Raw genomic sequence first — 13,535 nt, forward strand, 5'->3', positions numbered from 1 at the left:
AAAAAAGGAGCTGCATACAGTGACATTACTTAAATTACAAACCAGCAAAGGGGCACTGCCCACCATCGAAATTGATATGGACATGCTGGATAAATCGGGCATATCACTTAACGATTTCGTCGGCCCTGTGCTTTCTGCACTGGCTCGCTGTTCACCCCACCCGCGCTGCACGATTTACCAGTACATGACCGCCAGCGTAAATTTTATGCGCCATTGTTGGTCTGTTTTTTTGATTGTGGACGGTAAAGAAGAGATTCTGAACGCGTTTGGCGATGCCGTTCGCTATAAAAAAGAGAGTGAATCTCGTTTTAGTGATGAGATTCCCTCGTCATATGGCACTCCGCTTTATCATCTCCAGGACGGTGTCGCATGGGTGATGGAGAACGGCGACTGGAAGCTATTAGAAGCTGAAGACGACCTTACTGAGCCCGAAGGAGAGGATGACTTTGAAGAAGAGGATCCAGAAGATGTGGATACAGTCAACGCCACTCCACCCGGAAAGAAAGGTCGCCTGCGAGCAGCCCGCGGCGATGCGCGTGTGGGAAGTATCAGAAATACGATTGAATCACTCTTCGGTTTACCGGAAGGCTCCGTCGCTCTGGTCGGCCCGGACGGGCGTGCGCTACGCGCAGATGCATTTATACGCACTCTGAGAACCCGATGGGGTTATGACGATTAATTGCAGTAACTAGACTGCGTCGGCCAGACTCCCGACGCAGGCTTTCTATAATCACTCGTCAAAGAACCAGTAGCCCTGGTTAATCAGCCCGGTCAGCTCTTCCACAAACGCCGGGTTTTGCAGGGCAGCGCCCAGCTCCGCCTGGCCCAGCTCGGTGTAGCGGCACAGCGCATCCGCCGCCGCCGCGTCCACCGTCTCCAGCTGCTCGCTGTTGATAAAGAAACTGCCGCCGATATTCAGCACCCGCAGCCCGCTCAGGCGAGTCAGGGTTTCGCCGCCCAGCAGCGCGTCGAGCACCTCTTCCGGGGCATACTCCGGCTCGGCAGGGGCGATATCCAGCTCGTGGCGCGGGGTGGAGATAAAGCTGCCAAACCACTGCTTAAAGGTGTCCGGCTGGCTGATCATATCGATCATCATCTTACGCAGCCGCTCGAGCTCGTACTCTTCCACCCGGCCCGGGTGTTCGCGACAGGTCAGATCCGGATCGCTGTAGTGCTCCCCACCCAGATCGTTTTCCAGGGCGTAATCGGCAAAGCTGCTGATCAGATCCCGGCCGTTCGGGCCACGGAAGCCTACCGAGTAGTTCAGCGCCGTCTCGTGGGTAAAGCCGTCGTGCGGGAATCCAGGCGGAATGTAGAGGATGTCGCCCGGGGCCAGATCTTCATCGATGATCGGCTCGAACGGATCGACATGCAGCAGCGCCGGATGCGGGCAGAACTGGCGCATCGGCAGTTTGTCCCCCACGCGCCAGCGGCGGCTCCCCATCCCCTGGATGATAAACACATCGTACTGGTCGATATGCGGGCCCACGCCGCCGCCCGGCACGGAGAAGGAGATCATCAGATCGTCCAGACGCCAGTCCGGCAGCACGCGGAACGGACGTACCAGCTCGGCAGCCGGTGCGTGCCAGTGGTTGACCGCCTGCGCCAGCAGCGACCAGCCGGTTTCGCCTAAGCCATCGAAGTGCTCGAACGGACCGTTGCTGGCATGCCATTTACCCTCTTTATGGCTGACCAGGCGACTGTCCACTTCCGGCTCCATAGCCAGCCCTGCCAGCTCGTCGGGGCTGATAGGATCGATAAAATTGGGCAGGGCGTTCTTTAAAACGACAGGTTTCTTTTGCCAGTATTTTTCTAAAAATTCCGGCCAGTTCAGGTTGAGTTGATACGCCATGGTTAGCACCAGTGAAAAGACAAACGGGCCTGATTATAGAAAGAGGCCGGGCCAGGCTGCCTTGTCGTGGGTCAAGCGGGGATGAAATCTGCGGCATTCAGCCTTTCGCATGACACCGCCTGACAGTTTCACGCTTTATCGTGAGCGCGCGTTACAGAGCGACTTATATCGTTAATCACAAAGAGTGCACTGTTATGAGGCCTGCCATGAGCCCGTTCATCGAACTTCCCGTTTCTGCCCATGTGAAGACCCTGATGGAGGTCTGCACGCGCAAAGAGAGCCCGTCCGTGTTTGCGCCTGTGGCCCACGCGCTGCCCGCGGGGAGCCGCATCAGCGTGCAGGCGGCGGTGGTGGGCGATGCGGTACAGGGCAATCCGCACTGGTACCGGATTGATGACGACACCTTTATCTGGTCAGGGGCCTGTAGCCGAATCGACCCCTGCCCCGAGTTTCCGCCCTGCACCAGGGTCAGCTGGACGGCAGTGGTGTTTGAGGTGCGTTAGGCGCTGATCACCCGCACATCCTGTGCCGTAAAGGCCGCGATCGCCTCGTTATCCAGGCTCGCCTCTACCACCAGCACGTCGATATCGCTGCTTTTCGCCACCACAAAGCGCGCCACGCCGGGGATTTTATCGGTGGTGAGCGCCACAATGGTCTGGCTGCTCTGGCCGATCACCGCTTTTTTGAACTCGCAGTCGGCGAAGTCGAACCCGGTCAGCCCCATCCCCGGATCCATCGCGCAGCCGCCGATAAACGCCTGATCGAAAATAATCCCCTGGATCTGGCTCGCCGCCGTGGCCCCCACCGCGCCGCCGGAGCTGCGCTGGATCTGTCCGCCGGTGATGATCACCTCGCACAGAGGATGACGCAGCAGCTCGGCGGCGATGGCCGGGGAGTTGGTCACCACGGTGATCGCCAGATCCGGCGGCAGGGCCTTCGCCAGCGCGAGGTTGGTGGTGCCGGTATCAATAAAAATACAGCTGCCTGCTTTGATCAGGGTTGCCGCTTTCTGCGCGATCGTGATTTTTTTTGCGTGATTTTTTTGCTCGCGGCTGTAGAAGTTTCCGGCATCCGCCAGCTGCAATACTGCCCCACCGTAGACCTTCTTACAGAACCCCTCTTTGCTAAGCTCATGTAAATCCCGGCGAATGGTATGTTCCGACACCTGCATCCGGGTCGCCAGTTCGGCGCACACTACCCTGCCATTTTCCTGCAGGATCTGGCGGATCAGATCTTGTCGTTGTTCCGGGAAAGCTGCATAATCGAGCATAAATTATCTTCTCTGGATTTGAATCGAGCAACAATGCGCATAATGTTGCATGACGGCGCGCTCTGTCAATCCACCAGGCCCGAAACCGGAGCGTCACGATGAAATACTATGATAGTTACCGTCAGCAGGTACCCGCCACCAAACCCCATGACGGCTTCCTGTTTGAACCTGTGACCTCACATGCGCGCGCCGGGGAGAAGGTGCAGCACAAAACGCCCGCCTCCCCGTCACTGAAACCTTATAAGGATGTGAAATGACCCAGCAGACCACCGGAGCCGTTCAGCGGCTTGCCACCCGGATCGTCTTTTTTATTGCCGGCTACGTCACCGCCACCTGGGCGGTGCTGGTGCCCTATGCCAAAGCCAATACCGGCGTTAACGAGGCCACGCTCGGCTCGCTGCTGCTGTGCCTGGGGATGGGGGCACTGATCGCGATGCCGCTTACCGGGATGCTGACCAGCCGCTACGGCTGCCGTCGGGTGATTGTCACCGCGATGGCGCTCGTGCTGCTCACCACGCCCCTGCTGGCGATTATTCCGGATCCGCGCCTGCTGGCCGCCGCCCTGCTGCTATTCGGCGTCGGCGTCGGCGTGACGGACTGCGCCATGAACATTCAGGCGATCATTGTCGAACGCGATTCGCCCACGCCGGTGATGTCCGGCTTCCACGGCATGTACAGCGTCGGCGGCATCGCGGGGGCGGGGGCGATGACCCTGCTCCTGACCCTCGGGGCCAGCGCCTTTGTCGCCTGCCTGATTATCATCCTGAGCGTTATCCTGATGCTGGCCTTCAGCCTGAAAGGGCTGCTGCCGTGGGCTAACCCCGCCTCCGGCCCGGCGTTTGCTGTTCCGCGCGGCGTGGTGCTGCTGATTGGCGCCATCTGCTTTGCGGTATTCCTCGCCGAAGGGACGGTGCTGGACTGGAGCGCGGTATTCCTGACCGAAGTGCGCGGCGTGCCGGAGTCGCTGGGCGGGCTGGGCTTCACCTGCTTTGCGGTGGCGATGACGATTTTCCGCTTAACCGGCGACAAGCTGATCGCCCGCACCGGCGCCCTGCGCGCCGTGGTGGGCGGCGCGATCGTGGCCGCTATTGGCTTTGCGCTGGTGATCTTTATGCCGCTGTGGCAGCTGTCGCTGCTGGGCTACGTGCTGGTGGGTGCCGGCTGCGCCAATATCGTACCGGTGATGTTCTCCGCCGTTGGCCGTCAGACCCGCATGCCGCAGGCGGTCGCCGTGCCGGCCATTACTACTCTGGGCTATCTCGGCGTGCTCGCCGGACCCGCGATTATCGGCTATGTGGCGCACGCCACCTCTCTAACCCAGGCGTTTATGGTCATTATGCTGCTGATGCTGGTCGTCGCGGCGCTGTCCGTAACCGTCACCGCTAACCAACCCGCCCGCAGCGAGGGATAATATGAATATTGCACATGTCGCACTCTGGACCCACAACCTCGACGCCCAGGTTCACTTCTGGGAGACGGTGTTTGGCGCACGCCGCAACGAACGCTACCTGAGTAAAAACCGCCCGGGGTTTGCGTCGCACTTTATGACCCTCAGCGACGGCCCGACCATCGAGCTGATGACCGTCCCGGCGCTGGCCGGGTCACCACCGCACGCGGAGTTTGTCGGCTGGGCGCATATCGCCCTGAGCGTCGGTAGCAAAGCGGATGTGGATCGGATGGCGGAGCAGGCACGGCTAACTCACACGCTGTTAAGCTCCCCGCGAATGACCGGCGACGGCTATTATGAGGCGGTGATTGCGGATCCGGACGGGAACCGTATTGAGCTGGTGGGGGAGTGATCACCTACTGAATACTATCTGAAGTAAAAGCTCCGCAATGCGGGGCTTTTCGTTTATTTCGTTTGTTGTGTTTTTCGTTTGTTTCGATTACTGTTCTCTATGGTGTACTTTTACTCACCCTAAACCTGAAACTCGACACTAACTGGAACACTGAAATGACAAACTCACTTCTGAACAGCCTTACGTTACCGGCTCCAAAGGAGATTGAGGCAGCTGTACGCGGACAAAGGGAGCTTGCTACGTTTCTGTCCACAAAGCAGGAAACGCAGAAAATTACGATTCAGGATGCACAGGATGTGACCCATCAAATAGAGCTTCCAACCTCTTCTCTGACGCTTCTGATGAGTATCCTCGGTGAACTGGCTGCGGGCAATGCCGTCCAGGTTGTGCCCGTGCATGCTGAATTAACGACGCAGGAAGCTGCCAACATCCTGAACGTTTCGCGCCCACATATGGTGAAACTTCTGGAGGAAGGAAAGCTACCTTTCCATAAAACTGGCCGTCATCGCCGCATTCTTTTTGCAGACTTGATGAAGTACAAAGATCAGCGTGATGCAGAAAGCATACAAGCCCTTCGCGAGCTGGCGGAACAAAGTCAGGAGCTTGGATTTTACTGATGACACACTCACCCTATCCCGTCGTTCTTGATGCCTGCGTGCTATACCCATCAATGCTGCGGGATCTTCTCATGCACATTGGGAAGACTGGCTTATATCAGCCCAAATGGACTACTCAGATACACGATGAATGGCAGCGTAATCTGCTTATTAATCGCCCTGATATCACCGCAGACCAGCTGAAGCGCACCGAAATGCTAATGAATAAAGCCTTCGGCGACGCCTGCGTATCAGGGTATGAGAGTATTATTGATGGCCTTAGCCTGCCGGATCAGGATGACAGGCATGTGCTTGCCGCGGCGATTCGTTCGGATTCCGAAGTGATTGTAACCTACAATCTTGTCGATTTTCCCGGCGGAAACCTGGCTGAATTTGATGTTGAAGCGCTCCACCCGGATGAGTTCTTATCAGACCTTTTTGACCTGAACCATGCGCTGGTTCTCGAGGCGGTGAGAATGCAGCGATCGCACCTGCGTCATCCTCCCCTCAACCCAGACCAATTTTTGCAAGGCCTGCTGCAACTGGGCTTGCCGAAAACAGTGACTGAGCTGGAAAAATACAGAGTAATGATTTAGCCCTTTTTTCGGCAGGCGCCTGAACCCGCTGCGTTTATCACTCTCCCCTTCTCAATTGACGACAATTTGACCATTTCTGACCTACGCTTACCCAATGTGAAAAGTGGTTTTGAATACTCACCCCTCGCTTTCATACAGTTATCATATTGTTAAATGATAATGATAATTAATGTGTTAGAGTAGTTGCGTTCGAAAGCTGCCACCATAACCGCTTGAACATCAGGGAGGTGGTTTTCACGCTGAGCGAAAATCCTCTCATCTCTGTCAGGCTGAATCATTAGGGCTATTAATGGAACACATTGTTTACGTCGTTGATGATGATCACGCTGTCAGGCGGTCCGTGGTCGGGCTGCTGGAGTCCGCCGGGCTGAACGCCCTCGACTTCTCTTCGGCAGAATCTTTTCTGCAACACAGCTTTGAAGATGTGCCCTCCTGCGTGATCCTCGATATGCAGATGCCCACCATCAGCGGGTTTGAGGTGGCGGATACCCTGAAGGCCAGCGGGCGCGAGATCCCGATTATCTACCTCACCGGCCACGGCACCATCCCTATGTCAGTGAAGGCGATGAAGGGCGGCGCGTATGAGTTCCTCACCAAGCCGGTGGCGTCGAACGATCTGATCGACTCCATTAGCGCAGCGCTGAAGCAGGCGGAAGAGAACGCCTCGCACCTGCGCGAGCAGTACTCCCTCAGGCAGCGCCATCTCTCCCTCACCCCGCGCGAGCAGCAAGTGTTACAGCTGGCGATCAGCGGGATGCTGAACAAGCAGATCGCCGCCGAGCTGGGGGTGAGTGAGATCACCGTCAAAGTGCACCGCCGACGGGTGATGGACAAAATGCAGGCCCGCTCGCTGGCGGATCTGGTCAGGGCCGCCGGGCGCCTGACCTGAAGCCTGCCGTCAGAGCGGCTCCACGCTCGTCGCCAGCGGCAGGGTAAAGGCAAAGATACAGCCGTGCGGCTCGCGGTTGCGGGCCGTCAGCTTACCCCGGTGGCGCTCAATAATCGTGTAGCTGATGGTCAGCCCCACCCCCATCCCCTGGGCTTTGGTGGAGTAGAACGAGTCAAAGATGCGCTCGCTCATCCCCGGCCCGATGCCGGTGCCGCTGTCGGCCATTTCAAAAGTAATGCCCCCGCGCTCCGGGTTCGACGTCGACAGCACCAGGCTGCCAGGGCGATCCTTGATCTCCGCCATCGCCTCTACCGCGTTCATCACCAGGTTCAGCAGCACCTGCTGGATCTGCACGCTGTCCCCCACGATAAAGCTGTCTGCCGCCGCCAGGTCATAGCTGACGCTGATGCGCCGCTGCTCCAGCTCGCTGCGCGACAGGGTGATGATGTGTCGCACCAGATGGTGCAGATCGATGCGGGCGAAGGTTGGATCCTGCCTGCGGGTGAGGGATTGCAGGCTGCGGATGATCTCCCCTGCCCGCTCCCCCTCGGAGACAATCTCCTCCAGCCCGATGCGGGCCTTGTCCAGCCGGGCCGGATCGCGATTGAGCCAGCGCAGGCTGGCCCCGGCGTTGGCGACAATCGACATCAGCGGCTGGTTGATCTCATGGGCGATGGACGAAGTGAGCTGCCCGACGGTGGTGGCGCGCGCCACGCGGGCCAGCTCGGTCTGGGCCACGCGCATCGCGTCTTCCGCCGTCCGCTGGGTGGTGATGTCGGTGATGATGCCGTAATACTCGTTCACTTCGCTGCCCACGCCTACCGGATCGCCAATCCCCAGAATGGTGCGGGTGGCACCGTCGGCGCGGATAATGCGGAACTCGGCGCGCATGGTCAGGCCGTCGCGCACGCTCTCGGTTACCAGGGTGCTGATGCGCGGATAGTCATCGGGATGCACAAAGGTCAGGAACTCGGCCATCGAGATCATCTTCTGCTTCTCCGGCAGGCCGAGGATGCGGGCGTACTCTTCCGACATAAACATCAGATCCTGCTCCAGCTCCCAGCGCCAGCTGCCGGTGTGGCTGATCTGCTCTCCCAGCATCAGCGAGGTCTGGCTGGCCCGTAGCTCTTTCTCGACCCGACGACGCTGGAGGTTCTCTTCCAGCAGCTCGGCATAGAGCCGGGCGGTCTCCAGCGAGATGGCGGCATGCGCGCCCAACAGGCTCACCACCCGGGAGTGTTCCACGGTAAAGACCTCCGGCATCAGGCGGTTCTCCAGATAGAGCACCCCCACCAGCCGCGCCTGCTTGAACATCGGGACGCACATCACCGCCGCCCCGGAGGTCACCAGATACGGGTCCTGGCTGAAGGGGTGGAACTCCTCCGGCTTCCCGGTGTGGATCTCCTGCCCGGTGCGGATCACCGCCGCCAGCACCGTCAGCGGCATGTCGGTGGCCATCGGCACCTCTTTGCGGATCTGCACCCGCACCCCGTCGGTGGTGGTGCTGGCGCTGGCCTCGATCTCCGGAATGTTGTTGTCATTCACCCGGATCAAAAAGCCGCGCTGGGCGCCGGCCCGCTCCAGCAGGATGGTCATCAGGGTTTCGATCAGCCGTTCGAGATTGATCTCCTCCGACAGGGCGCGCGAGGCCTTGATCACGCTCTGCAGATCGCGGATCTCCTCGTTGCGGGCAAAGGCCACCGTGTCCCAGGCGTTGGCCTGTCCGGGGGCCAGCAGGAAGGGGAAATCCAGCTCCAGCTGGCGCACCTTGGACCACGCTCCGGCCCGTCCCCAGGCGGTCATCGCCCCGCGGAAATGGGCATCGGCGGCGGTGGTGTAGCCGCAGGCGTGGGCGAAGCGCCCGGCCAGCTCATGGGCCAGGGCGTTGAACGGGTTAAAACCGCCGTCGCGCGACAGGCGCACCGCCTTCTCGTACTGCTCGAGGGCGATGCTGTTCATGCCGTCCAGCCGCACGATCTCGGCGTAGATCAGCGCCTCTTTATCGGCAAAGGTGCCCGGGTTGATCCGCGCCCAGAGGGCGATTTTGTCATAGTGAAGGTGGATCTGACGGCGCAGCTCGGCGGAAAAGGTCTCCGGGGTCAGCTGCTGCGAGAGCGTCAGGGCGCTGTAAAGATGGTAATCCAGGAGATGAATATGGCCGGGGGCGGACCAGGCAAACCGCCCGGCCTGGGCGAGGTTATCTGCCGCCTGCGGGAATTCGCCGCAGGCGAAGTGGGCCATGCCGCGATAGAGCCAGAACCAGAACAGCATGGTGGAGGTCTGCTCCGTGGCCTGCTCCGGGGCGACCGGCAGCAGGGAGTGCGGCAACACCTCGCTGGCGCTCCAGTGGCCGCTCACCGGGGTGCGCAGGTGCTCCACGTAGTGGCGCTGCATCAGCAGGATCGCCTCCACGTCCTGGTAATGGGTTTTGCGCACGAAGGCCAGCCCGCGCTCGATGCTGGTCAGTACCCCGTCGAGATGATCGCCCCGGGTGAGGAAGTTGATCACCTGATGACAGGCGGCAAAGCAGGCCACCGTCATGTCCCCGTGGGTCACGGCGGAGGTGAAGCAGGCCTTGGCGCACTCGATGGTGTAGCCCAGCGGCTGGGTCCAGACGCTGAGCTGATCCAGCGGCAGCAGGGTTTTGGCCTCAAAGGCGTCGTAGCCGTGGCGGTTGACCAGCTCCCGGGCCAGGGTGCCGTACTGGAAGCCGAGGCGATATTCGGCGTAACGGTGGCCGATCAGCACCCCGAACCACGCCATCGCCGGGGCCGACGCGCCGGTAATGCCGTGATCCAGGGTCAGGTGCATCATCCGGCACAGCAGGATGAAATGCAGGCGCGAGCTGGTAAAGCTGGCAAACAGGCTGGCGCTGTTGAGCAGGTTCATCACCGCTTCGGTGTCGCCGTCGGTCATCCGCGGCAGCCCGGCAAAATGGCCCTGCGGGTTATCGCCGACGCGGTTGCACAGGCTGTGCCAGGCCTCGTCGCACTCGGCGGCCTCCGGGTAGCGGCTGACGTGAATGCCAAACACCGCCAGCCAGCTCAGGGCCGCCTCCAGCGCCAGCCGGTTGTCGGACTGGCGCATATAAACTTCGGCCAGCAGGTTGGCCGCCAGCGCTTTTTCCGCCAGCCCGCCGGGGGAGCTGAGAATGCGGTCGCAGAGTCGGCGGGTGGCATCGAGATTGCCCAGCGCGAACTGGCACCCGGCCTCCTCGCTGTCCAGCGTGAAGTCGCTGGCGCTCTCCGGCAGCGCACCGGCGTTACCCAGCGCGCGGGCGGTCTGGATATAGCTCAGGGCCGAGAGGTAATCCCCCGAACGGCGGGCGCGGCGGGCCGCCAACAGGCTCAGCTCGCGGAACATCTGGCGCTGGGGGGCAGGTTGAATGCAGTCCAGCGCCGCCGTGACGTGATGCACGGCGCGGAACAAGATCTCGTTGCCCGCCGCCTGACGGGCCGACTCCGCCAGCAGGCTGGCGGTGGTGAGGTGCAGACGGCTGCGCTCGGCATTATCCAGCAGGGCGAAGGCTGCCTCCTGAACCCGGTCATGGGTAAAGGCATAGCTGTCGGCGCTGAGCGTGATCAGCTGCGCCGTTACCGCCGGATGCAGGGCATAGCGGATCTCCGCCACCGACATCGCCACCACCCGGCAGACCATCTCCAGCTCGCCGCTGCCGCCGAGGCAGGCGATGCTGCCCAGCAGCCGCCGGGTGTCGTCCGGCATCTCCTCCAGCTGCTGCAACACCAGCGTGACCACGTTTTCGGTGTAGTGCCGGGTGCGGATGGCGTGCAGATCGTAGTGCCACTTATCCTGATATTTGTTGTGCATCACCAGCCCGTCATCGACGATGCGGCGAAAAAATTCATGCACAAACAGCGGGTTGCCGCCGGTTTTTTCGTGGATCAGCCCGGCCAGATCGAGGGTGCTGGCCGAGCGGGTATGGAAGATGTTCCCCAGCCAGCGCGACACCGCTTTCACCGACAGCGGCTCCGGGCGCAGCTCGGTAGTGTTGCGCGAGGCCAAGTGCATATTCGCCAGCTGGTGATGCAGGGCGCTGTCCGGCAGCGAGCAGGCATCCCGGTGCGCCACCACCATCAGCAGCGGCACGGCGCTGGCGTGGATCAGCAGGTATTCCAGAATTTGCAGGCTGGCGGGGTCGATCCAGTGGATATCGTCCAGCAGCAGCACCAGCGGGCAGCCCGCGCTGGCGAAGGCTTTCACCAGCGCCAGCACCATGTGGCTGAAGCGCGCCTGGGCGTCGATGGAGAAGGTATCGCTGGAGAAGCGCGGCTTGTTATCCAGCAGCAGCCGCAGCTCCGGCACCAGGCTGACGGCTAAAGCTTCGTAGCCCTCCAGCTCGCGGGACAGGCGAACCTTCCACTGGGCCACCTCCTCCGCCGGCAGCCCCAGCAGATGCAGCACCAGGTTACGAAACGCCGAGGTCAGCGCCGCATAAGGCAGCGTGGGGGAAAACTGATCCACCTTGCCCACCGCCAGCAGCACGCTGCGGTGTTGCAGGGCCTTCAGCCCCGAGGCGATCAGTGACGATTTGCCGATCCCCGACGGGCCGCTAATCGCCACGAATCCGGCGATGGCATCGCGATTGACCCGCTCAAAGGCGTGAAGCAGCTCCGCCGCCTGGGGATGGGCGGTATAAAGGGTGTCGGTAAGATGAAACGCCGGAGAGCGATCCTGTAAACCGGGGGTAAAGGCGGCGATCTCCCCGTCGTCGCTCAGGGTCGCCTGGCAACGACGCAGATCGGCAATCAGGCCATCCACGGTCTGATAGCGGTTCTCCGGTTTTTTCGCCAGCAGCTTGAGAACGATGGTCGACAGCATGGCGGGCACGCCGGGACACACCGCGCCAGGGGCGCGGGGCTCGGAGGCAATGTGATAGTGCGCCCACTTGCCCTGATCCTCGCCGCCCAGCTCAAACGGCAGGCTGCCGGTGAGCAGCTCGTAGAGCACCACCCCGAGGCTGTAGAGATCGCTGCGGTTATCCACCGAGCGATGGGTGCGGGTGGTGTGCTCCGGCGACATGTAGGCGGGAGTACCGCCCACCACCGCCAGCCGGGATTGCAGGATCTCTTCCGAGGTGCCGGACGACAGGCCAAAGCCCCCCAGCCGACAGCGGTTGTCCTCGTGAATAAAGATATTGCCGGGCTTGATATCCCCGTGCACCAGGTTGCGCAGATGCATCAGGCGCAGGGGCAGGCTGATGCGGATCGCCAGCTCAAGAAAGCTCTGGATGCAGGCCATCGGCGCGCCGACAATTCGCGTCAGCAGCACAAACGAAAAGGGGGCATAAACCAGTGCAAAGCGCCCGTGGTACTGCGTGCTGGCCACCGGGCGGATGGCCCAGTCGTCGCTCAGGTACTCCCGCAGGGCAAACTCGTTGCGCAGCAGGCGCGTTGCGCTGGCCTCTTCTTCATCGCTCACCCCGGTGGCGATGATAAACGACCCGCCGGAGCTGGGCAGGCGGGCATTCAGCCAGCAGAGGCTCCCCTCCTGCCCCAGCGGGGTAAAAATGACGTCTTCTTTAAGCACAAAAGCCCGCCCTTCCGCTAAATTTTCGGGGGCAGGCCAGCGAGCAGGCAGCGATGTATTGGTCATCCACGTTCCTTTTTTTCTTCGTTAATGGTTCTCGTGGGATTGGTTTGCAGGTGTTGTCAGGTGGCGAGCGCGCGTTGAATGTGCGCCAGCAGCACATCGACATTAATCGGCTTGCGCAAAAAAGCAACAGCGCCGTGATCAACAGCGTAGCGCTGGATGTTGTCATCCGCATGACCGGAGATAAAAATAAGCGGCGGCGGCGAGGGGGCGATAAGGCGCAGTTTGTCGAGCATCTCGAGTCCGTTCATCCCCCGCAGGCGGATGTCGGCAATCACCAGCGCGACCTCTGCCAGCGCGGTAGGGTGGCTGAGAAACACTTCCGCCGAGTCGAAGGCCTCTGTGGCATACCCCTCCGACTGCAGCAGGTTGCTTAAACCGCTGCGGACAGACCGTTCATCATCAATGATGGCTATGCGCTGCGGCATGCTCGTGTTCCTCAAACTAAAGGTGATTAACCCTCGCTACCGTCGCCGGGACGGGCCGGAGGTGCAGTGCCGCTGATTTTGGGGACGCATTCGTGACGAAACCACGCCATCGTCAGCTGACGGCTGAACAGGCGGCGGCCAATCGGGATCAGCTGTTCCCCCACCAGCATGCCAAACAGCCCCAACAGGGCGACAACCGGCGGCGCGGGCGAGTGTACATCAATTGCGGCATAAATCACCCCTGCCAGAATTCCACAGCTCAGTGAAACGACCCAGGCTTTCATGACGAGGCTCCTGTGGAGAGGGTGACGGGCGCCTTTTGCGCGGTGTCGTCAGCATGCAGAAAATGGCGGGTGGCCTGTTCGCCAGCCAGCATCCCCAGCAGGCCAATCAATGCCAGCGCGGGCGGGGCGGGAGAGCGGACTTTCAGCAGCGCGTACAGCAGGCCGATTAACACGCCTGCCGCGAGGGAAATTAACCCAGTACTCATGATGG

Annotated in this window: 14 protein-coding genes; 8 read left to right on the forward strand and 6 right to left on the reverse strand. The window is 60.9% G+C overall.

What is annotated here, in order from left to right:
• Positions 1 to 19: 19 nt before the first annotated feature.
• A complete protein-coding gene (locus LRS40_RS04290; RefSeq protein WP_231313177.1) occupies positions 20 to 679 on the forward strand; it encodes a hypothetical protein in 660 nt (219 codons plus the stop codon).
• Between the two features lie 51 nt (positions 680 to 730).
• Here the strand turns inward: LRS40_RS04290 and LRS40_RS04295 are convergent, their stop codons facing one another.
• Positions 731 to 1,852 (reverse strand): cupin domain-containing protein, encoded by a 1,122-nt coding sequence (locus LRS40_RS04295; protein WP_231313178.1) that lies wholly within the window; start codon positions 1,850 to 1,852, stop codon positions 731 to 733.
• Positions 1,853 to 2,058: 206 nt separating this feature from the next.
• On the opposite strand from LRS40_RS04295, the gene LRS40_RS04300 reads away from it, so the two are divergent.
• Positions 2,059 to 2,355 (forward strand): SH3 domain-containing protein, encoded by a 297-nt coding sequence (locus LRS40_RS04300; RefSeq protein WP_231313179.1) that lies wholly within the window; start codon positions 2,059 to 2,061, stop codon positions 2,353 to 2,355.
• On the opposite strand, the gene LRS40_RS04305 is transcribed toward LRS40_RS04300, so the two are convergent.
• Entirely contained in the window at positions 2,352 to 3,122 is a 771-nt protein-coding gene (locus LRS40_RS04305; RefSeq protein WP_156262814.1) for a DeoR/GlpR family DNA-binding transcription regulator, read from the reverse strand. The two genes, LRS40_RS04300 and LRS40_RS04305, sit on opposite strands and share 4 nt — an antisense overlap.
• Before the next feature lie 98 nt (positions 3,123 to 3,220).
• On the opposite strand from LRS40_RS04305, the gene LRS40_RS04310 reads away from it, so the two are divergent.
• The 6 genes from LRS40_RS04310 to LRS40_RS04335 all read left to right on the forward strand — a co-directional run bounded on the left by LRS40_RS04310 (position 3,221) and on the right by LRS40_RS04335 (position 7,002).
• A complete protein-coding gene (locus LRS40_RS04310; RefSeq protein WP_156262813.1) occupies positions 3,221 to 3,379 on the forward strand; it encodes a hypothetical protein in 159 nt (52 codons plus the stop codon).
• Positions 3,376 to 4,533 carry an MFS transporter gene (locus LRS40_RS04315; RefSeq protein ID WP_231313180.1) on the forward strand — a complete coding sequence of 386 codons (1,158 nt, stop codon included), beginning with the start codon at positions 3,376 to 3,378 and terminating at the stop codon, positions 4,531 to 4,533. Before LRS40_RS04310 ends, LRS40_RS04315 begins: the two co-directional genes overlap by 4 nt.
• A 1-nt stretch (position 4,534) precedes the next feature.
• Positions 4,535 to 4,921 carry a VOC family protein gene (locus LRS40_RS04320; protein ID WP_231313181.1) on the forward strand — a complete coding sequence of 129 codons (387 nt, stop codon included), beginning with the start codon at positions 4,535 to 4,537 and terminating at the stop codon, positions 4,919 to 4,921.
• A gap of 155 nt (positions 4,922 to 5,076) precedes the next feature.
• Positions 5,077 to 5,538 (forward strand): helix-turn-helix domain-containing protein, encoded by a 462-nt coding sequence (locus LRS40_RS04325; protein WP_106995644.1) that lies wholly within the window; start codon positions 5,077 to 5,079, stop codon positions 5,536 to 5,538.
• A complete protein-coding gene (locus LRS40_RS04330; protein ID WP_142488063.1) occupies positions 5,538 to 6,113 on the forward strand; it encodes a PIN domain-containing protein in 576 nt (191 codons plus the stop codon). The genes LRS40_RS04325 and LRS40_RS04330 overlap by 1 nt, the downstream gene beginning before the upstream one ends.
• A 289-nt stretch (positions 6,114 to 6,402) precedes the next feature.
• Positions 6,403 to 7,002 (forward strand): response regulator transcription factor, encoded by a 600-nt coding sequence (locus tag LRS40_RS04335; protein WP_231313183.1) that lies wholly within the window; start codon positions 6,403 to 6,405, stop codon positions 7,000 to 7,002.
• Positions 7,003 to 7,011: 9 nt separating this feature from the next.
• On the opposite strand, the gene LRS40_RS04340 is transcribed toward LRS40_RS04335, so the two are convergent.
• From LRS40_RS04340 to LRS40_RS04355, 4 genes are read right to left on the reverse strand one after another with little or no spacing between them, the layout of a single operon-like run.
• On the reverse strand, positions 7,012 to 12,615 hold the full coding sequence (locus LRS40_RS04340) for an ATP-binding sensor histidine kinase (protein ID WP_231313184.1): 5,604 nt from the start codon (positions 12,613 to 12,615) through the stop codon (positions 7,012 to 7,014).
• A gap of 56 nt (positions 12,616 to 12,671) precedes the next feature.
• Positions 12,672 to 13,040, reverse strand: coding sequence for a response regulator transcription factor (locus tag LRS40_RS04345; RefSeq protein ID WP_142488060.1), 369 nt, complete (start codon positions 13,038 to 13,040; stop codon positions 12,672 to 12,674).
• Between the two features lie 26 nt (positions 13,041 to 13,066).
• Positions 13,067 to 13,324, reverse strand: a complete 258-nt coding sequence (locus LRS40_RS04350) for a DUF1427 family protein (RefSeq protein WP_142488059.1) — start codon at positions 13,322 to 13,324, stop codon at positions 13,067 to 13,069.
• Positions 13,321 to 13,530 carry a DUF1427 family protein gene (locus tag LRS40_RS04355; RefSeq protein ID WP_032616311.1) on the reverse strand — a complete coding sequence of 70 codons (210 nt, stop codon included), beginning with the start codon at positions 13,528 to 13,530 and terminating at the stop codon, positions 13,321 to 13,323. The genes LRS40_RS04350 and LRS40_RS04355 overlap by 4 nt, the downstream gene beginning before the upstream one ends.
• Positions 13,531 to 13,535: the final 5 nt, after the last annotated feature.

This window comes from Leclercia sp. G3L (assembly GCF_021117075.1).
In the GTDB taxonomy this organism is placed as follows: domain Bacteria; phylum Pseudomonadota; class Gammaproteobacteria; order Enterobacterales; family Enterobacteriaceae; genus Enterobacter; species Enterobacter adecarboxylatus_C.